The organism is Lactobacillus sp. W8172, assembly GCF_016102055.1.
Taxonomy (GTDB): Bacteria; Bacillota; Bacilli; order Lactobacillales; family Lactobacillaceae; genus Lactobacillus; species Lactobacillus apis_A.
This window is the reverse complement of sequence record NZ_JACFPG010000001.1, coordinates 531,773-551,884: the sequence shown is the minus strand read 5'-3', so window position 1 is coordinate 551,884 and position 20,112 is coordinate 531,773. Positions and strand designations below refer to the sequence as shown.

Annotated in this window: 19 protein-coding genes; 16 read left to right on the top strand and 3 right to left on the bottom strand. The window is 37.6% G+C overall.

The genetic code is table 11. The features are described 5' to 3' along the window. The gene (locus H3R21_RS02525) at nucleotides 1-876 is read right to left on the bottom strand and encodes a Cof-type HAD-IIB family hydrolase (RefSeq protein WP_046306536.1); all 876 of its coding nucleotides are present in this window, start codon (nucleotides 874-876) and stop codon (nucleotides 1-3) included. Between the two features lie 197 nt (nucleotides 877-1,073). Here H3R21_RS02525 and H3R21_RS02520 point away from each other — a divergent pair, with 197 nt between their 5' ends. The 3 genes from H3R21_RS02520 to tsaE are packed head-to-tail and all read left to right on the top strand — an operon-like array spanning nucleotide 1,074 to nucleotide 3,246. Beyond that, nucleotides 1,074-1,772, top strand: coding sequence for a uracil-DNA glycosylase (locus H3R21_RS02520; protein WP_198183067.1), 699 nt, complete (start codon nucleotides 1,074-1,076; stop codon nucleotides 1,770-1,772). 8 nt (nucleotides 1,773-1,780) lie between these two features. After that, nucleotides 1,781-2,770: a phosphate acetyltransferase gene (pta, locus tag H3R21_RS02515; protein WP_198182765.1), complete on the top strand. Its 990-nt coding sequence runs from the start codon at nucleotides 1,781-1,783 to the stop codon at nucleotides 2,768-2,770. Then, nucleotides 2,770-3,246: a tRNA (adenosine(37)-N6)-threonylcarbamoyltransferase complex ATPase subunit type 1 TsaE gene (gene tsaE / locus H3R21_RS02510; protein ID WP_198182763.1), complete on the top strand. Its 477-nt coding sequence runs from the start codon at nucleotides 2,770-2,772 to the stop codon at nucleotides 3,244-3,246. Before pta ends, tsaE begins: the two co-directional genes overlap by 1 nt. A 47-nt stretch (nucleotides 3,247-3,293) precedes the next feature. Here tsaE and H3R21_RS02505 read toward each other — a convergent pair whose 3' ends face one another. Beyond that, complete coding sequence (locus H3R21_RS02505) at nucleotides 3,294-3,827, bottom strand: 3'-5' exonuclease (RefSeq protein ID WP_198182761.1); 534 nt, start codon at nucleotides 3,825-3,827, stop codon at nucleotides 3,294-3,296. Between the two features lie 99 nt (nucleotides 3,828-3,926). On the opposite strand from H3R21_RS02505, the gene murB reads away from it, so the two are divergent. The 11 genes from murB (at nucleotide 3,927) to H3R21_RS02450 (ending at nucleotide 15,909) form a co-directional block, all read left to right on the top strand. Continuing rightward, nucleotides 3,927-4,826: a UDP-N-acetylmuramate dehydrogenase gene (gene murB / locus H3R21_RS02500; protein WP_046306544.1), complete on the top strand. Its 900-nt coding sequence runs from the start codon at nucleotides 3,927-3,929 to the stop codon at nucleotides 4,824-4,826. Between the two features lie 34 nt (nucleotides 4,827-4,860). Next, nucleotides 4,861-5,706: a diadenylate cyclase CdaA gene (gene cdaA, locus H3R21_RS02495; RefSeq protein WP_074425541.1), complete on the top strand. Its 846-nt coding sequence runs from the start codon at nucleotides 4,861-4,863 to the stop codon at nucleotides 5,704-5,706. Then, nucleotides 5,703-6,677 carry a YbbR-like domain-containing protein gene (locus H3R21_RS02490; RefSeq protein WP_198182759.1) on the top strand — a complete coding sequence of 325 codons (975 nt, stop codon included), beginning with the start codon at nucleotides 5,703-5,705 and terminating at the stop codon, nucleotides 6,675-6,677. Before cdaA ends, H3R21_RS02490 begins: the two co-directional genes overlap by 4 nt. A gap of 20 nt (nucleotides 6,678-6,697) precedes the next feature. Further along, the gene (glmM, locus tag H3R21_RS02485) at nucleotides 6,698-8,050 is read left to right on the top strand and encodes a phosphoglucosamine mutase (RefSeq protein WP_187157786.1); all 1,353 of its coding nucleotides are present in this window, start codon (nucleotides 6,698-6,700) and stop codon (nucleotides 8,048-8,050) included. A 210-nt stretch (nucleotides 8,051-8,260) separates the two neighbouring features. Then, nucleotides 8,261-10,072 (top strand): glutamine--fructose-6-phosphate transaminase (isomerizing), encoded by a 1,812-nt coding sequence (glmS, locus tag H3R21_RS02480; RefSeq protein WP_198182757.1) that lies wholly within the window; start codon nucleotides 8,261-8,263, stop codon nucleotides 10,070-10,072. A gap of 107 nt (nucleotides 10,073-10,179) precedes the next feature. Beyond that, nucleotides 10,180-10,995: a Cof-type HAD-IIB family hydrolase gene (locus H3R21_RS02475; RefSeq protein WP_198182755.1), complete on the top strand. Its 816-nt coding sequence runs from the start codon at nucleotides 10,180-10,182 to the stop codon at nucleotides 10,993-10,995. Between the two features lie 24 nt (nucleotides 10,996-11,019). Continuing rightward, a complete protein-coding gene (locus tag H3R21_RS02470) occupies nucleotides 11,020-11,457 on the top strand; it encodes a CopY/TcrY family copper transport repressor (protein WP_046306556.1) in 438 nt (145 codons plus the stop codon). A 34-nt stretch (nucleotides 11,458-11,491) separates the two neighbouring features. Then, nucleotides 11,492-12,205, top strand: coding sequence for a hypothetical protein (locus tag H3R21_RS02465; protein WP_198182753.1), 714 nt, complete (start codon nucleotides 11,492-11,494; stop codon nucleotides 12,203-12,205). 208 nt (nucleotides 12,206-12,413) lie between these two features. Continuing rightward, a complete protein-coding gene (locus H3R21_RS02460; protein ID WP_198182751.1) occupies nucleotides 12,414-13,934 on the top strand; it encodes a glycosyltransferase in 1,521 nt (506 codons plus the stop codon). Between the two features lie 148 nt (nucleotides 13,935-14,082). Further along, on the top strand, nucleotides 14,083-15,480 hold the full coding sequence (locus H3R21_RS02455; protein WP_046306561.1) for a DHA2 family efflux MFS transporter permease subunit: 1,398 nt from the start codon (nucleotides 14,083-14,085) through the stop codon (nucleotides 15,478-15,480). A 3-nt stretch (nucleotides 15,481-15,483) separates the two neighbouring features. Then, complete coding sequence (locus tag H3R21_RS02450) at nucleotides 15,484-15,909, top strand: MarR family winged helix-turn-helix transcriptional regulator (RefSeq protein WP_046306563.1); 426 nt, start codon at nucleotides 15,484-15,486, stop codon at nucleotides 15,907-15,909. A gap of 53 nt (nucleotides 15,910-15,962) precedes the next feature. Here the strand turns inward: H3R21_RS02450 and H3R21_RS02445 are convergent, their stop codons facing one another. Further along, the gene (locus H3R21_RS02445; protein ID WP_198182749.1) at nucleotides 15,963-17,108 is read right to left on the bottom strand and encodes an IMP dehydrogenase; all 1,146 of its coding nucleotides are present in this window, start codon (nucleotides 17,106-17,108) and stop codon (nucleotides 15,963-15,965) included. A 675-nt stretch (nucleotides 17,109-17,783) separates the two neighbouring features. On the opposite strand from H3R21_RS02445, the gene H3R21_RS02440 reads away from it, so the two are divergent. Continuing rightward, nucleotides 17,784-18,152 carry a cupredoxin domain-containing protein gene (locus H3R21_RS02440; protein ID WP_198182747.1) on the top strand — a complete coding sequence of 123 codons (369 nt, stop codon included), beginning with the start codon at nucleotides 17,784-17,786 and terminating at the stop codon, nucleotides 18,150-18,152. A gap of 20 nt (nucleotides 18,153-18,172) precedes the next feature. Next, the gene (locus H3R21_RS02435) at nucleotides 18,173-20,077 is read left to right on the top strand and encodes a copper-translocating P-type ATPase (RefSeq protein ID WP_198182745.1); all 1,905 of its coding nucleotides are present in this window, start codon (nucleotides 18,173-18,175) and stop codon (nucleotides 20,075-20,077) included. The last annotated feature ends 35 nt before the right edge of the window (nucleotides 20,078-20,112 follow it).

Genomic DNA, 20,112 nt, shown 5'->3' with positions numbered 1-20,112 from the left:
CTATTCTTTAGCATTTTCGCTAATAAACTGTTTTAAAATATAAGCTACTCCATTTTCATCATTAGTTTTTGTTTGTACTTGGGCTAATTTCTTAATTGCTGGAACCGCGTTGCCCATAGCTACACCTGTACCGGCATCCCTAATCATACTCTCATCATTAAGGTTATCGCCAATTGCAGCTACTTCTTCTCGCTTCAGGCCTTTCTTTTTCGCATATTCCATCAATGCAGGACCTTTTTGTGCCTTAGCATCATTAATCTCGATATTAGCGGGGGAACTTGAAGTCACTGCCACGTCTCCTAAAGCCATGATTTCCTTTTTTGCCTCAACAAAAGCTTCAGGTCCATGTCCGTCGAAGGAAATTATCTTCATTACTTCAAGCTCTGGATCGTTTAATAGGTCAGTAAAACTGTCAACATAAGTCATGCTTAACATTGCATTACTTCCTGCTGCTGTTGCTACTGCTTTTTTAAAACTTAGGCGGGGATTAAGCGCAGTTAATGCACGAGCTAAATTAACTACTCGTTGGCTAATGTCTTTTGAAAAAATCAAGTCTGAGGTTACAAGTTCATAATAAATGTGGTGCCGATCCAAAATGTCCGCTACTTGTTTCGCTTTGGCTGTTGGCAACGGATTTTTAACTTGGAGCTTACCATTTGCATCAAATACAAGTGCACCATTAATGTTAATAAAACCTGTGTTAATACCAAAATCTTTAATTACTTTACGCGATTGTTCAGGTGAACGTCCGGTTGCCACCAAGAACTCAATTCCACTTTTTTGGGCCGCTTTAATTGCGGCTACGTTTTCGTCTGAGACGGTAATATTACTGTTAAATAATGTGCCATCAAGGTCACAAGCTACTAATTTAATCAAGATAAGAATGAGCCTCCTTCGTAACTGAAGCGTTTTATTATTTCATAATCATCTTAACATAAGTAGAGAACATGCCGTTTATTATTTTTTTAATAAATGCGTTTTGTTATGGTAAAAATCGTTAAAATTGTCTAAGTTATTTTCAATCAGAATTAGTTTCATGATACCATATAGGCTGTGAAAGAGAGGGTGTCTTGATAATGAAAAAGTTTATTGGCAATGACTGGGATGAAGTATTAGCTCCTGTATTTAAAAGTAATGAATACCATGCACTTCATGAGTTTTTGAAAAAAGAATACCAAACTAAGCGGATATTTCCAGATATGTACCATATTTTCACTGCTTTTAAATTAACCCCATTTGCTAAGACTAAAGTAGTTATTCTAGGCCAAGATCCATACCATAATCCAGGGCAGGCAACCGGAATGAGTTTTGCCGTAATGCCTGGGGTTAAATTACCGCCATCCCTACAGAATATTTATAAGGAACTTTATGATGATGTGGGCTGTGTTCCGGTTCAACATGGTTATTTGAAAAAGTGGGCTGATCAGGGTGTGCTTCTACTGAATGCAGTTTTAACGGTACCATATGGACATGCAAATGGACATCAGGGCAAAGGCTGGGAGCAAGTAACAGATGCTGCAATTAAAGCCCTGAGCGATCGTGGTCAGGCTGTTTTTATCTTATGGGGTAGATATGCGCAAAATAAAATCGCATTAATTGACCAAGAGAAGAATTATGTGATTAAATCAGCTCATCCAAGTCCATTCTCGGCAGATCGGGGCTTCTTTGGCTCACGACCATTTTCGCGTTGTAATGAGGCCCTAAAAAAATTTGGTGAAACACCAATTGATTGGCAATTACCGCAACAAGTCACAGAATCTGATTTAGCATAGGTGAAATAATGAGTATTTTTGAATTATTAAAGAGCAAAGTAAAAAATTCTAGTAAGCAATATCGCATAGTTTTCCCTGAAGGAAATGATCCTAGGATATTAAAAGCCGTTAGAAAACTTAAAGACGATAATGTCGTTAGCCCAATTATTTTGGGTGATCCAGAACAAGTAAAACAAGTTGCACAGCAAGAAAGAATTTCACTCGATAATCTTTTATTAATTGACATTGATAATTACGAGAACCTGAATGAAATGGTAGTCAGCTTCATTCAAGCTCGTGGCAAAGAAATTACTGAATCCGAGGTGCGTGAAGCATTAAAGGATGCCAATTATTTTGGCACAATGATGGTTAAGATGGGAATTGCTGATGGAATGGTTTCCGGTGCAGTTCATTCGACGGCAGAAACTGTTCGTCCAGCATTACAACTTGTTCATACTGCTGAAGGCATGCATCGCGTCTCTGGTAGCTTTATTATGGAGCGAGGAACAGAAAAGTATCTTTTTGCAGATTGTGCAATCAATCCAGCACCTGATAGTCAAACGTTAGCAGAAATTGCTTATCAAACTGTTGAAACAGCCAAAATGATTGACCTTGAGCCACGTGTAGCCTTCCTTAGCTTTTCAACCAAGGGCTCCGCAAAAGGCGAAATGGTTACTAGAACTGTCGAGGCTGCTGAAATTTTTGCTAAAGAGCACCCTGATATTATTTCAGATGGTGAATTACAATTTGATGCTGCTTTTGTTCCGGAAGTTGCTGCAAAAAAGGCACCTGATTCTAAACTTGCAGGACGTGCAAACATTTTTATTTTCCCTGAATTACAATCGGGCAATATTGCTTATAAAATTACACAACGCTTGGGTAACTTTGCAGCAATTGGACCTATTTTGCAAGGACTTGATAAACCAATTAACGATTTATCACGTGGGGCAAGTAGCCAGGATGTCTACGACTTAGCTGTTTTAACAGCAGCTCAAGCACTTTTTAAGGACAAAGAATAATGACTAAATTAGAGATTAGCTCAGCTGCTGAAATGAAGAAAATTGGTGCAGCGATTGCCTCCACGGTTAAGCCACACGATTTGCTTTTACTAAATGGTGATTTAGGAGCCGGTAAAACTACGCTGACACAGGGAATTGGTTATGCGCTTGGGGTAAGACGTCCTGTGAAAAGTCCAACCTTTACGATTGTCCGTGAGTATGCTGAGGCAAAACTACCAATTTATCACATGGATTTTTATCGTTTAGAAAACAGCGATTTATCATCAATCGATTTAAATAGTTATCTATCCGAGCCAGGATTGATTATTATTGAATGGCCAGAAGTTATTCAGGGCTATCTACCAGATCAATATTTGCAGGTAGTAATTAGAAGAGTTGATGATAGCTGGGATTCCACTAAGAGGAGATTAGAATTTAGACCGCAGGGAAAGCGCAATGAACTGTGGGTAAAAGATATCATGAATAAATTGCAATAAAAAAGGCAGAGCTGAAATTAATCAGTTCTGCTTTTTTGACTTATTTATTAGATTTGGTAAACAAGGCTTTTAATTGGCTCATCACCAAATTCTTTGTTTTGGGCGATAAGAATACCTGCACAGGCTTCACTATCGCTAAGCGCATTGTGATGGTGCCACAATTCAACATTTAATGCTTCGGAAACAGTATCTAGTTTATGATTAGCTAGATTAGGTTCAAATAATTTACTTGTTTGTAGGGTGTCGATTACAAAATAGTGCGGTTCTTGAATATCGTAACGCGCTAAACTTTGCTTCATTACGTTCGTATCAAAACGTGCATTATGCGCACAAACTAGCATGCCAGGCTGATACAAGTCTTTGATTTGAGTCCAAACTTCTGCCATTGTTGGCGCATCCTTTACATCATCTGCAGTAATGTCATGAATTTGAATGTTTCGCGCATCAAACGGCATTTGGGGGTTTATAACTGTATAGAACCGGTCAACAATTTGATTGTCGCGAACCATTACTAGCGCTAGAGAACACGCACTTTCTGGATGGCGGTTGGCGGTTTCAAAGTCCATTGCAATAAAATTCATTTTCTCTCCTTTAAAACTTAATTTTAGTATAACATAGGATGAAGCAATTCACTGAATGCGGTAAAATAAACAAAAGATTTAATAAGGAGAATTTTAACTTTGAAGTTATTTGATTTAGCAAAAGAAGGGATAGAAATTAAGCAACAAGTCCCGCTTAGCAAATATACGTTTACAAAAACTGGTGGTCCAGCAGAGTATTTGGCTTTTCCGCAAAATCAAACAGAGCTTCAAAAACTGGTTGGAGCAGCTAATGCTGATCAAATACCGCTAACTGTTATTGGTAATGCATCAAATCTAATTATTCGTGATGGCGGCATTGACGGACTTGTCATTATTTTAACCAAAATGGATAAGATTACCGTTGAAGATCAGACAGTTACTGCTCAAGCAGGTGCACGAATTATTGATACTGCTTTTATGGCAGCCAACCATGGACTTAGTGGAATGGAATTTGCGGCTGGTATTCCTGGTAGTGTTGGTGGTGCTGTTTTTATGAATGCAGGAGCATATGGCGGTGAAACTTGTGAGGCTGTTGCGTCGGTTACCGTAATGTCTGCAAAAGGTGAGTTTAAAACTTATACAAATGAAGAAATGGCTTTTTCATACCGGCATTCACTTGTTCAAGAAACTGATGATATTGTCTTATCTGCGACCTTTGAATTAAAGAAAGGCCAGAAAAGTGAAATTTTAGCGCAGATGAACTATCTCAATGCATTGCGACAATATAAACAACCATTAGAATATCCTTCTTGTGGTAGCGTGTTTAAGCGTCCAGCTGGTCATTTTGTTGGTCCGATGATCATTAAAGCGGGGCTTCAAGGAAAACAAATTGGTGGTGCGCAGGATTCCACTAAACATGCCGGTTTTATTGTTAATAAAGGAGGCGCAACAGCTACGGACTATCTTGACTTAATCCATTTAATTCAAGAGAAGATTAAAGAGGAATTTGGTCTTGATTTAGAGACTGAAGTTAGAATTATTGGTAAGCCGAATGATTAAGTTTTGCTGGTTACAATAACAGAAAGGAGTATCTATGCAGTCTAACGGAATACATATTTTTACTTGGGCGAACTTCTCAACTATCTTAGACGTTTTGATCATTTGGTTTTTAGTTTACCATTTAGTCATTTTAATCCGAGGTACTAAAGCAGTTCAGCTTGCCAAGGGAATTGTCCTGATTTTTGTGGTGCGAATAGTTGCTGGAATTTTGCAATTACATACCACGACTTGGTTGATCGATCAAATTGTTTCTTGGTCGGTGGTCGGGATTATCATTATTTTTCAGCCCGAGATTAGGCGTGGACTGGAGCACTTAGGACGTTTGCCAATTTTTGCCGGTCGAGAAGACAGTGAACGTACTGAATCAATCAAGTTTATTAACGAACTTGATAAAGCAATTCAATATATGTCGAAAAGAAGAATTGGTGCATTAATCACTCTCCAACAAGAAACAGGATTAGACGACTATGTTGAAACTGGTATCAAGTTAAATGCTGATGTAACTGGTGAGTTATTGATTAATATTTTTATTCCTAATACCCCGTTACATGATGGTGCCGTCATTATTAATAATGATCATAAGATTGCCGTTGCGGCAGCCTATTTGCCGCTTTCGGATAACAGTATGATTCCGAAGCGTTTGGGAACACGTCACCGGGCTGCTGTCGGAATTTCAGAAGTTACCGATGCGATTACAATTGTTGTTTCTGAAGAAACTGGTGGCGTGACAATTACGCGGAACGGGCGTTTTCTAGTTGATATGACTCGTGATGAGTACATGAAATACCTGACTGCTGAACTTGTTCCAAAGAAAAACCAAGCAGAAAAATGGTATCAAAAAATTGCTCGTAAAGTTTGGAAGTGGGGTGCTGACCGATGAAAAACTTTTGGAAAAAATCTTGGTTCATTCGGTTAGTTTCACTACTGATTGCAATTTTATTGGTAATTTATGTTAATGACACACAGGGTGGTTTTTTAACGCAGGGACAGTCAAGTCGGACGAAACAAACTGCTAACAAAACACAAACGATCAGCGTTCCTCTGCAAGTTTCCGTTGATACAGATAAGTATTACGTTGTCGGCTATCCTGAAAAAGTAAGCATTACATTAGAGGGCTCTAATGCACTAGTGACATCAACGGTTAATACGCAAAACTTTCGGGCCTATATTGATTTGACCAAGAAGAAAATCGGTAGTCACGAAGTAAAAGTTCACGTTAACGGTATTAGCAGGCAGATTTCGTATTCAATCAATCCAAAGGTTGTTCATGTTGATATTCAGAAAAGAAAATCAACAACAATGCCTGTTCAAATAGAGTATAATGAGAATGCTGTAGCTCATGGTTATACAGTTGGTCATCCAAGCGTTTATCCGCAACAAGTGGAAGTTACTGGGGCACGGAGTGAGGTTGAACAAATTGACCAAATAGTCGCAAAGGTGGTTCTTCCAAGTGAAATGAAGCATGACTATGAACGGCAAGTTAACCTTATTGCTTTAGATCGCAAAAAAAGGCAGCTTAATGTGGTTATTGAGCCAGCTACTGCTAAGGTAACAGTTCCAGTTTCAGTCGCTCATAAACGAGTTAGGGTTAAGCTAGAACCAAAAAATGAGCAAAGTGGAAAAATATATTCGCTAACTGCTAAACCGGACTATATTACTATATATGGGGCAAAGGAAGATTTAGCTAAAATAAGTAAGCTAAAAGTTCCAGTCGACCTTAGTGAAGTTGCAGTGTCAACAAGCAAAGTGGTTAAACTAGATTTACCCACGGGTGTAGTTAAGTCTGATCCCGTCCAACTTGGAATAGATATCAAAGTAGCAAATTCAAATGTAAAAAGTGAAAAAAATTAAGTAAAAGGAAGGTATTTTAGATGTTGAAGTATTTTGGCACCGACGGTGTTCGTGGAGTAGCAAATCAAGATTTATCACCAGAATTGGCATTTAAATTAGGACGTGACGGAGGTTATATTTTAACCAAGAACAAGGATAAAGATGAGCAAGCTAAAGTTTTAGTTTCTCGTGATACCAGAATCTCTGGTCAAATGTTAGAATATTCGCTGATTTCTGGTTTGCTATCAGTTGGAATTGAAGTTTTAGAAGTTGGTGTAATTACGACTCCAGGTTTGTCATACTTAGTAAGAGCGCAAGGTGCAGATGCCGGCGTACAAATTTCCGCTTCTCATAATCCAGTTCAAGATAATGGAATAAAATTCTTTGGTAGCGATGGCTTGAAACTATCTGATGAAATGGAAGAAGAAATCGAAAAGCTAATTGATGCTAAAGAAGATACCTTACCTCGTCCTTCAGCTGAGGGTTTAGGCTCAGTAACTGATTTTCACGAAGGTAGTGCAAAATACCTCCAATTCATTGAAAATACCATTCCAGTTGATTTAGATGGAATTAAAGTTGTTATTGATGGTGCTAATGGTGCTGCTAGCAACTTGATTTCTCGTCTATTTGCTGATTGTGGTGTTGATTTTACTACGATTGCAACTCATCCAAATGGCTTAAACATCAATGATCACGTTGGTGCAACCCACACAAAGAAGTTACAAGAAGAAGTAGTTAAACAAGGTGCCCAATTAGGACTTGCTTTTGATGGGGATGCTGATCGCTGTATTGCTGTTGATGAAAATGGTAATGAAGTTGATGGAGACCACATTATGTACGTTTTGGGCAGCTACATGGAAGATGGTGGCCGTCTAAAAAAGGACACGATTGTAACTACCGTGATGAGTAACTTAGGTTTTACTAAGGCACTTGAGAGAAAGGGCATTAAGAACATTCGTACTCAAGTAGGTGACCGTTATGTTTCCGAAGAAATGAGGGCAAACGGTTATAACTTAGGCGGGGAACAGTCTGGTCACGTAATTATGAGCGACTACCATAATACTGGTGATGGGATGCTAACAGGTTTGCATTTAATGCTAGTAATGAAGAAGACTGGTAAATCACTAAGTGAACTACTTGAAGATTTCAAGGATTACCCTCAATGTCTTGTTAATGTTCCTGTAAAAGATAAGAAGAGCTGGAAAGAGCATCAACCAATTCTTGATGTTATCAAGGAAGTTGAAGATGATATGAATGGTGATGGTCGTGTCGTGGTTAGACCTTCAGGTACGCAAGAGCTTTTACGGGTGATGGCAGAAGGACCAACACAAGAAGAAACTGATGCCTATGTAAAACGTATTACTGACGTGGTTGAAAAAGAAATGGGCGTCTAAATTTAATTAGTCCAATTAAAAGCAAAAGGCAGGAAAAATATTTTTCCTGTCTTTTTTGTGTATACAACAGCACTTTTCAGACTTAGTATATACCAATTATTACATTAGTTACTTGACCAATTTTTAGATAAGTATTATTATTCCATACGTAACAAACAAGCTTTAACTAGTCCAAAAAATACAACCAGGACTATACCAAAGGAGAATAATATGTGTGGAATTGTTGGAATTATCGGTAAATCGGCTAAAGAAGTCGTATTAGATGGTTTAGCAAACTTGGAATACCGGGGATATGATTCAGCGGGTATTTATTTAAATGACTTAAATGGGCGAGAATACTTGACTAAAACTACCGGGCGGATTAAGAACTTACGTGCTAAGATGACGCAGGATGAGGATGGACTTGTTGGAATTGGGCACACGCGCTGGGCAACACATGGCAAACCAACTGTGGCTAATGCACATCCACAATTTGACGAGACAAATCGTTTTTACATGGTTCACAATGGGGTAATTGAAAATTATCAAGAACTAAAGGCTAAATATTTAAGTGACGTTAATTTTCAATCAGATACAGACACCGAAGTTATCGTTCAATTAATCAGTAAGGTAGTTAATGACAAAAAGGTCGATACCTTTACTGCTTTAAAGATGGTGCTGGCAGAAGTAAAAGGCTCATACGCAATTCTCTTAGTTGACAATACAAGTCCTGATCACATTTTTATTGCTAAAAATAAGTCGCCACTAATGCTTGGACTAGGAAAAGACTTTAATGTAATTGCTTCAGATGCATTGTCAGTATTAGATCAAACCAAGACTTTTATTGATTTGGCTGATGGTCAAGTTGGAGACATCACTAAAGCTAACTATGTACTAGAAAATCTTGCCGGAGAGAAAATTCAAGCCAAGCCATATGAGGTGAATATTGATCCTAACGCTGCTTCTAAGGGCACTTATGAATTTTATATGTTAAAAGAAATATGTGAGCAGCCAAGTGTTTTGCGGCATTTGGCTCAATACTATTTAGATGAAGAGGGTAAACCAAAAGTTGATCAAGAAATAGTTGATGCACTTACACGAGCAGATCGGTTGTATATCTTTGCGGCAGGGACTAGTTATCATGCGGGTTTAGTTGGTAAAGTTTTGTTTGAAAAGTTTGCCAATATTCCGACGGAAGTTGGACTTGCCTCGGAAGCTGGTTATCATTTCCCAATGATGTCGAAAAAGCCATTATTTATCTTTCTATCGCAATCAGGGGAAACAGCAGATTCACGTGTCGTTTTACAAGAAGCAATCAAGCGTAATATACCGACTCTTACATTGACAAATGTTCTTGGATCAACACTTGCTCGCGAAGCAAGCTATTCAATGTCACTTGAAGCGGGACCTGAAATTGCTGTTGCGTCAACCAAGGCTTATACTGCTCAAGTGGTAGTTGAGGCAATACTAGCAAAAGCAATGGGAGAGAGAACTGGTGATGACGCAGCGAAAAATTTTGCTCTAAAGGAAAACTTAGCTTTAGCTGCTGAGGGAGTGGAACAAGTAATCTCCAGTAAAGAAAAAATTGAGCAGTTAGCTAAAGAATATCTAGTGACGTCACGTAATGCTTTTTATATTGGACGCGGAATTGATTATCCACTTGCTCTTGAAGCGGCACTCAAGTTGAAAGAAGTATCTTACATCCAAACCGAGGGCTTTGCTGCAGCCGAATTAAAGCATGGCACAATTTCGTTAATTGAAAAGAATACACCGGTAATTGGGCTAATTAATGATCCGGTTACAGCAGACCTAATGCGCGGGAATATCGAGGAGGTTGTCTCAAGGGGGGCTAGTGTGATTACCATTGCAAGTAAGAAGCTTGCAAAACCTGAAGACGATATCATTTTGCCAGATATTGATTATTACCTAACTCCACTTGTTAGTGTCGTTGCTGCTCAATTATTTGCCTATTATGCCTCTAAAGCTAAGGGTTTGGATGTTGATAAGCCACGTAACCTTGCAAAAAGTGTTACGGTGGAATAAATATTTTCAGAATTAACAAAACAGCTAGATACCGAAAAAAGTCGTAAGTAATTACGACTTTTTGTATAATAAGGGGACGATGCAAAAAGCAGTGGGAGGAAAATACTGTGTCAATAAAATTAATTGCTGTTGATTTAGACGGTACTTTGCTTAGTAGTACTAACTCGATTTTGCCGGAAACAGAAAAGACTTTAAAAAATGCGATTAGCGAAGGAATTCAAGTGGTTCTCGCGACAGGTCGGCCTTTATCTGGGGTAATGCCTTTTAACAAGCAACTTGGCCTTGCTGGAAACAAACAATATAACATTGTGTTTAATGGCGCGGTTATTCAAAACTTGGCCGGCGATGTTTTAATGAATCAAGAAATGAACTATCAGGATTTCTCCAATATGCGCAAACTTCAAAGACTTGCTCATGTTAATTTACATTTCGAAACGCCAGAGTGTTTTTGGACCTGTGATCGCGATTTAGGGGCTAACCTTGCAGTGAATGCCGCAATGACCAATAACATGATTAAAGTACGTAGGGCAGAGGAAATTCCACAAGATTTTGCTTTTAACAAAGTTGGCTTTAGCATGACCGAAGATGTTAACGAGGTTGAAAAATTATGGAACAATATTCCCGAATGGGCCTTTGCCAAGTATGATATTGTTCGTAGCTTTTCGGCCAACATTGAAATCAATATTAAAGATGCTTCAAAAGGTAATGCTCTTATGGTACTTGCTGATCGCTTGAAGATTGACCAGAGTCAAGTAATGGTCTTTGGTGATCAGGGGAATGATATTTCGATGTTTTCCAATCCAAACTTTAAAAAAGTTGCGATGGGAAACGCAATCGAACTGATTAAAGACAGTGCAGATTATGTAACTGATGATAATGACCATGACGGAATTGCCAAAGCATTAAAAAAATATGTTTTGTAGTAGAATAAAGTTAGGTTGATTATTATGGTAGAAAAAAGTAGAGAACATAATATTTCTGAAGCCGAGTGGGAAGTCATGAGAATAGTGTGGACACTTGGTGAAATTCATACTGGTGATATCATTAAGCAATTACAAGCTAAAAAGAACTGGTCAGAATCAACAATCAAGACATTGATTGGGAGACTAGTTAAGAAAGCCTTGCTAAAGACTAGAAAAGATGGGCATCGGTATGCGTACTCCGCAACTGTTACTCAAGTGCAGATGATGATTCAGGTTTCAAAAGAAATGATGGATCATATGTGTGATATGCATAAAGGACAAGTTTTAATTGAACTTTTGAAAGATATGCCATTATCTAAGTCAGATATCTCAACGATTGAGGATGAACTTGCTGGTAAGGAGAGCAAGGCGCCTGCAGTAATTAAATGCAACTGCTTAGTTTCAGGTCAACACGAATGCTAGAACAATAGTTAATCTACCTAAGGAGGTAAGCTTAATGAAGAAGTTTGCTAGTATTTTTCTACGGTTGATTTTTGCCGCATTGATTTGTCTATCAGGGTTATTTCTCTTTGAGGGCGTTGCAACAATTAATGTTCAGAATGTTCCCAAAATGGCGAAAACGGTAATTGATAAGAATGTTAATAAGACTGGGGATGCTAATTTAAAGGGATCGCTACAGTTAGCAAAAGACTTTGGTGTTGAAGATAAGATTTTTGAGCAATTACCAAAAAAGTATCATCGCGATTTGTCTTATATTAACCTTTATAATTTGAGTGTGAGTTACCAAGAAAATGGTGAAGTTACAGCACAAAATTTGAATTTACCTAAAAAAAATCAGGTTCAAAAGGCCGTCAATTACGTCATTTTAGAGCGGTTAAATAAAAAACTAAAAAACAACGGTAAGCAAGTTAACGATACCATTAATGTTTTCCATTATTTCTTTTTCGCAGCTATTTTGCTTTTTGCTATTGCAGCTCTGCTTGTACTATTTGGCAGTTCTTGGGCTTCGATAGTTTTATTGATTGTTTCTGTAGGATCGTTTGGCGTACTGCAATATTATTTAAATCAGCTAACTCAGAACTTACAGACAGAGCTTTATCATGGAATTTCATTAACTACTTCGTCTGTTTTATGGCTTAGCCTCGCCATGGGATTGGTGCTCACATTTATTTGGCCAGTGGTCCTAAAAATAACCAAAAAAAGAGAATAGTTTAAAATAGCATCGTCTATAGAAGTGACTATATTGACGGTGCTTTTTGTTGCTTGAATTTTTTATAACTATGAAGTTAAATACTGCGGAATTATTTACAGGTAATTAGTATGATATTACTAGCCTTTTTATGGAAATAAGTAATATTGTAATATTGGTATGATAGAATTAAAAGTACAAATCACATCTTAACAAGGTAGGGAATTAAATGATGTACTATTTTCTAAATAATAGATTAGATGCTAATAGCTCTGGTATTGAGCATGCAGAAGTTAAGCGGTTAAAACTATTCAAGCAAAAGGGTGTACCTGCTAAGATAGTCATGTGTGAATATAATCGTCTTGCTCACCGAAACTTACCATTGTATGAAATGACTGATGATGATTATGTTAACATGTTTGACTTTTTTGCTGGTACGGTAACTTTTCCAGCGAAAGTGGTAACTGTTTCCGATTTATCAATTCCAGATGAGTATCAAATAAGAGAAGTAGATAAAGGTTATGAAGTTTATGATGGTAATCGCAAAACTATGCGAATTACTATGTTTCCTAATGGCAGTGTTGATACAATTGATTACTTTAATGGTGACGGCAATCATACAAAACAAGATTTTTATGATACTCGCGGTTTCAAGAGTATGACCCAAATGTATGATACGGCAGATGGACACCTTATTTATGAACAATTTTCTCGCCCTAATAATACCGTTTATTACGAGACTTCTTATGAAAAAAGACCTAATTCCTATCCTGCAACAAATATTCAATTGACTGATACGCACGGTAAAATGCACTCGCTGATGAACACTGGACAGGCATTCACAATTATGCTCGATGAATTAAATGAGCAAGATGGCGACGAGATTTCGACCTTTATTTCTGACAGAAGTAATTGTTCGAATGTTCCGATGATTAACATGAAAACTCCAGCTCGGAAAATTGAACATTTTCATAATATTCACTTCAGAGACTTTGGGGATCCAAACTCTCCTATAACGTATCCATCAATTTCTAATAATGAGTTATTAAGTAAGACTGACTTGGTTATAACCCCGTCTCAACGTCAAGCTGACGATATGACGAGACGTTTACGTACACAAGTACCAATTGTGTCAATTCCAGTCGGCATTGTTCCTGATGAACAGTTGAATACCAGACATATTCCAATGAGTGAACGTATGCCGGGCAAAATTGTAGCAGCGGCGCGCTTGTTCTATGAGAAGCGTCTAGATGATGCGATTAATGCTTTTGCAAAGGTATATAGAGAAAACCCAATGTTAAGCTTTGACATCTATGGTTATGGTAACGGACGCGATGGCCTTAAGGAAGAAAAGATGCTAAGGCAACTTGTTAAAAAGCTTGGTTTAGAAAATGTGGTTCAATTTAAGGGCTATACTCAGGATATGGAAACTGTCTACAATACAGCGGAGCTTTTAGTACTATCTTCACGCTACGAAGGAGCTCCTCTTGCAATTGTTGAAGCACAATCGCACGGTGTGCCAGTGATCGCTTATGACATTAACTATGGGCCAGCTGATTTAATTCAAGATGGCCAAAGTGGTTTTCTCGTTCCAAGTGGAAATGTAAATGACTTGGCGGCCAAAATTGAAGAGTACTTTGCTAGTCCAGAGTTAATGGAGAAATTGAATGAGGGTGCGTATGAAAGTGCAAAACGGTTCTCTAGTGATAATGTATGGAAGTACTGGGAAAAGTACGTTATTAATGCTTAATTTTGCTGATAAGTTAAAAAATGATTAAACAAAACCCATCTTTTTAGATGGGTTTTTGTTTTGAAAACGTTATTAATTGCTTTTTAAATTTTTTTAGGTTACGATAGTAAATCGTTAGCTTGCTAACTAAAATTGAAGGAGGAATTTTATGCAAAGGAAATTAGATGCGAGATTGATTTGCTCAATCTTTGCAGCAGGATTGATGTCATTTTCGGGGGTTTTGATTGAAACGGCAGGAAATGTTACCTTTCCAGTCCTAATGAGCGAATTTAACGTTAATATGTCGATGGTTCAATGGATGACAACAGGTTACTTATTGGTTGCCTCAATTGTTATGCCACTTTCAGCGTATTTAAAACGTAATTTTAGTTCACGTGCACTGTTTATTACAGCTTCAGTTTTGTTTATTGCTGGTCTTTTGATTGATGTAGTTGCTAAGAATTTTATGCTCTTAGTAATAGGAAGAATTGTTCAGGGAGCAGCAGCCGGAATTGCAATTCCACTGATGTTTAACATTATTCTAGAAAAATCCCCATTAGACAAAATTGGTTTATTAATGGGAATTGGAACAATGATTACTGCAGTTGCCCCAGCACTTGGACCAACTTTTGGTGGTTTAGTTGTGAATACGATGGGTTGGCGCTACATCTTCATCTTCATGCTTCCGGTAATGATTATTTCATTAATTATGGGTCTTTGCTCAATTACTAAAGATTCAGAAAAGATTGAGCACACTAAATTAGATTTTATTGGCTTTTTAAGTATTGCAGTAACTTTTATTGCTTTGATTTTTGCTTTTAGTAACTTGGCAGCGATTATGCAAAAGCCTCTTACTTTCATTATTCCATTAGTCATCGGAATTATTGGACTGATCATTTTTATTAAGCACTCTTTAAAAGTGGAAAATCCATTGATTGATATTCGAGTATTTAAGAAAAATAAATTTACACAAGGCTTGAGTGCATATTTCGTGTTTCAAATTAACACGTTAGGGTTATCATTTATTCTGCCAAACTATGTCCAGATTGCTAACAAGCAAACTGCAATGACAGCAGGACTTTTACTTCTAACTGGTGGGATTGTAGGTGCGATTGCATCTCCTGTTGGTGGACGTTTGCTTGATAACTACGGTGCCAGAAAACCAGTAATGACTGGTGCGGTTCTAGAGTTTATTGGCGGTGCACTGTTCTGTGCTTTTGCTTCTAACTTTAGCTCACTTGAGATTATCCTATTTTATACGGTGACAATGCTTGGAACTGGTTTAATCATGGGTAATATCATGACAGCTTCCCTAAATGTTTTAACTGAAAAAGAACACACTGATGGTAATGGATTGTTCAATATGGCGCAACAATTTGCTGGCGCAGTGGGTACTTCAATTGTTTCAGCAATTATGCAATTTGTTCAACAAATGAGTACTAGAACAACTGCAGCTGGACGACTGGTTGATGCCGCTCAAATTGGCTTAATCTTTTTGCTGATTTTAGTTGCTATTGGTGTATACTTGCTTTATAAAGCTACAAAGGCTGTTAAAGCAGGAGAATAATTAATGGAAAGACTGGGTTTGACTCTACAACGCGCCCAAAACACTTTTAACCGTAATGTAGATCATTTTGCTAGACAATTAGGTCTGACAGGAATGCAAATGCTAATTATTGAATATTTAGCATCTTTTTCTGGAGAACACTATATTTATCAAAAGGATATTGAGCATGAGTTCAATATCAGAAAGTCGACTGCAACTAATATTTTGCATTTGATGGAGCAAAAAGATTTGATTACAAAGGAAGTTAATCATAAGGATACGCGTTTAAAGGTAATCCAGTTGACAGATAAAGCTCGAAAAATGGAACCTGAAATAACCTCATATTTTGTTTCTTCTGAGAAAGAAACTGAGAAAATTTTGGGTTCTGAAGTAAAAAAAGAGCTGATACAAAATCTGCTTAAATTAAATCAAATATTATCTGAGAAATAAAAAGGCTAGTTACGCTTGTGTAACTAGCCTTTTTTGAACTTGATATTTAAAATTTATCTTTCGTAATTAGGTGCTTTTTTAGTGATCTGAACATCATGTGGATGTGATTCTCTCAAACCAGCATTAGTGATTTTTACAAATTGAGCATTTTCAATTAGTTCAGAGATTGTTGATGCCCCAACGTATCCCATTCCGGAACGCAAACCACCAATGATTTGAAAAATGATATCCGAAACATCACCTTTATATTCAACGCGTGCTTCTACACCTTCTGGAACAAGCTTATTGGCTTCATTTACGCCGCCTTGGAAGTAACGGTCAGATGAACCATGTGCTTGTGCCATTGCCCCTACAGATCCCATTCCACGGTAGGTCTTGTATTTTTCGCCATCGCTTTCAAAAATTTCTCCAGGTGCTTCAGTTGTACCAGAAAGCATGCTTCCTAGCATTACAGCATTGCCACCAGCAGTGAGAGCTTTAACAATATCACCAGAGTATTTTATTCCACCATCGGCAATAATTGGCTTGTGGTATTCACGAGCAGCTGTTGCAGCATCATAAATTGCAGTTATTTGCGGAACACCAACTCCAGCGACAACTCTCGTTGTACAAATTGATCCAGGTCCAATGCCAACTTTTACGACATCGACTCCAGCATCAAAAAGTGCTCTTGCTGCATCACCAGTGGCAATATTACCTGCAATTAAAGTAACATTTGGAAAATGATCACGAATTTCTTTGATTTTACGTAATACACCAGCGGAATGTCCGTGTGCAGTATCAATAACGATTGCGTCAGCGCCGTTTTCGAGTAGTGCTTCAGCACGTTCAAAGGTATCACTAGTTACGCCAATTGCAGCTGCAACCAATAAACGATTGTTTTCGTCAACAGCTGCTTTAGAAACATCACTTGGTACAATAACATTTTTAACGTTTGCGACTTCGCCGGCTTGTGCGTTGATTGACATGTTCTTATGAATAACACCTAATCCACCTTGAAGTGCCATTGCAATTGCCATTGCGCCCTCAGTAACCGTATCCATACCAGCACTAATTAGTGGGATTTTAAGTTTAAGATTTGGTGCTAATTCTGTATGTAAATTAACTTCATTGGGTAATACATGACTTTCAGCCGGAATTAATAAGACGTCATCAAAAGTTAATCCTTCTTTTACAAATTTTGTTGACCAATTTGACATTTACTGCACGCTCCTTGTTTAACTATAGATAAATTATAAATTGATTTTACTTTACTAGTGATTGGGGAGCTGGTCAAGGTAGAATTAATGCATTTCTTTAAAAAATATACTAAGTGCTACTAGTTTTTATTATGGTTAAATAGCAAATATAAAATATACAAGCAATAAGGAAGGTAAGGATAACGCATGTTTTTTAAAAAGATTTTCTAAAGAACCACCGAAGTAAGCAGGTATTTCTTGAAAGATATTACCGATCCTCATAGACTGATGATCTGCGGTTTTTTGACCAAGTCTAAAAGATGGGATAGAAAATGAAATGAAAGACAAAAGTTTTATTTAAACAAGTTGATCACTGAATAGTTGAGTAGCTTCACGCTAGAAAGCAATGGAGTAAAAAAAGCGTATCAATGCTTAATAATGCTTAACCTGCTGCTTATGCGCAATTTGATAGTCCGTATGCGACATAATTTTTACGCACGAGTCGATTTTATCGATTTTGGAGGATCGATAAGTCAGATAGACAAAGTAAAAATCGCAAACAGCCATTAACGAGAGTTAGTGGCTGTTTTAATTCGTTTATGTTTACAAATGTAAATATAAGTGGTAAATTGATTATAGTTTACAAATGTAGACATTTGAAAAGGATAAAACAAATAAGTTGAAGGGGAGTTAATTATGAAGGTTATTACATTAATTGTAGGAATTATGGCTATTGCTTTTATTGCTTGGTGGTTCTTAGGCAAACATGATGGAAATGTTGAACAGGCAAAAGTGAATTCTACTAATCAAACGGTTAACATTCAAGTAAAGGGTGGCTATTCACCTGAAAAAGTTGTCCTAAAAAAGGGCGTTCCAGCAACATTGAATTTCAAACGATTAGATTCTTCAAGCTGCTTAGATCATGTCATTTTCTCAGACTTGGGAATTAATCAGGAATTGCCGAAAGGTCAAGTTGAGCAGGTCAAGATTGACACATCTAAAGCAGGTGAATATGACTGGGGATGCAGTATGAACATGTTTCATGGCAAGGTAATCGTTAAATAACTAGGAAAAGGTTTCAGTATATGAAGATAACGACACGTTTTTGGACCTCATTGGTACTTTCCCTGCCAATGCTTATTGAGATGATAATCCATCCGTTTACAGGCTGGATGTTACCGGGTGGTAATTGGACAATGCTGGCGTTTACGACAGTTATTATGTTGATTTCTGCGGGTCCATTCGTTTCTAGCGCCTGGTCAGCATTCCTAAAGCACCATTCCAACATGGATACCCTTGTTGCACTGGGAACAATGATCACTTACCTTTACAGCATTTATGCCATGTTCACGGGAAGGCCAGTCTTTTTTGAGACAGCAGCGTTTGTAATTACGTTTGTTCTTTTAGGGCAAGTCCTGGAAGCAAAAATGCGTAGTAATGCCTCGAGTGCAATTAGTAAACTGGTTAACCTAGGGGCAAAAGAGGCCTTGGTAAAACGCGGAACTGAGTTTGTGAAGGTTCCGATAAGTCAGGTTGTAAAAGGTGATTTAATACAAGTTTTACCGGGACAAAAAGTACCTGTCGATGGAAAAATAGTTTCTGGAACTTCAAATATTGATGAATCAATGGTTACTGGAGAAAGCATGCCTGTTGCCAAAAAAGCTGGAGATCAAGTAATTGGTTCAACAATTAATCAAAATGGATCTTTTGTCATTGAAGCCGAAAAAGTTGGCAATGACACAATGCTTGCCCAAATTATTGAAATTGTAAAGAAAGCACAGAATAGCCATGCACCGATTCAAAAACTAACCGATAAAGTTGCTAACGTTTTTGTTCCAACTGTTTTAATTATTGCTATTATCACATTTCTAGTTTGGTTTGTCTTTTTAAATAAGAGCGTACCAACAGCTCTTAACTACGCAGTTTCCGTAATGGTAATTGCTTGTCCCTGTGCTTTAGGATTAGCAACGCCAACCGCTTTAATGGTCGGAACAGGTTTGGGCGCTAAAAAAGGAATCTTGATTAAAAATGGTGAAATTCTTGAAGCTGCTAATAATTTAACTGCAATAGTTTTTGATAAAACTGGCACAATTACTAAAGGAAAACCGCAAGTAACAGACGTCATTGGGAATAAATTAGTAGTATTACAAGTAGCTGCAAGCCTAGAAAAATTATCAGAGCATCCACTTGCACCAGCAATTCTAACTGCTGCTCAAACTGAAAATGTTGAGATGAAAGATGTAACTGATTTCAAGGCGATTGAAGGACACGGAATTAAGGGGATAATCGATGGGAAAACTGTTTTTGTCGGTAAACCCGAAATTGACCAATATACTGTTGAAACCAAAATGTCTGATGCGATAACTAAGTTGCAAAAAGAAGCAAAGACCGTTGTTATTGCTGCTATGGATGATAAGGTTATCGGTTTGATTGCAATTCAAGATGCTCCAAAGGAAACAGCAGCTAAGGCAATTTCCGACTTAAAGGCGGAAGGCTTAAAAACAGTTATGCTTACCGGTGATAATAAGCAAGTTGCAAATTCAGTTGCTAAACAAGTAGGAATAGATCAAGTAATTGCGGAAGTTTTACCGATTGATAAAGCTGACGAAATTAAAAAGTTGCAACATAACTATAAGGTTGCCTTTGTTGGTGATGGTATTAATGATGCTCCAGCATTAACGCAAGCAGATGTTGGGATAGCAATGGGGTCTGGAACTGATGTAGCGATTGATGCAGGCGGAATTGTTCTAATCAAAAATGACTTAGAAGATGTTGTTCGTGCATTTAAATTGAGTAAAAAAACTTTTAAACGGATTAAGTTGAATCTGTTTTGGGCATTTATTTATAACATTTTAGGAATTCCAATTGCCACGGGGTTATTTGCAGGGATTGGTTTTACTCTTAGTCCTGAAATAGCTGGTCTTGCAATGGCCTTTAGTTCATTATCAGTTGTAATAAGTTCTGTTTTACTCGGAAGAGCAAAAATTTAACGCAAAAAGGATAGTCGAAATTTAGTCGACTATCC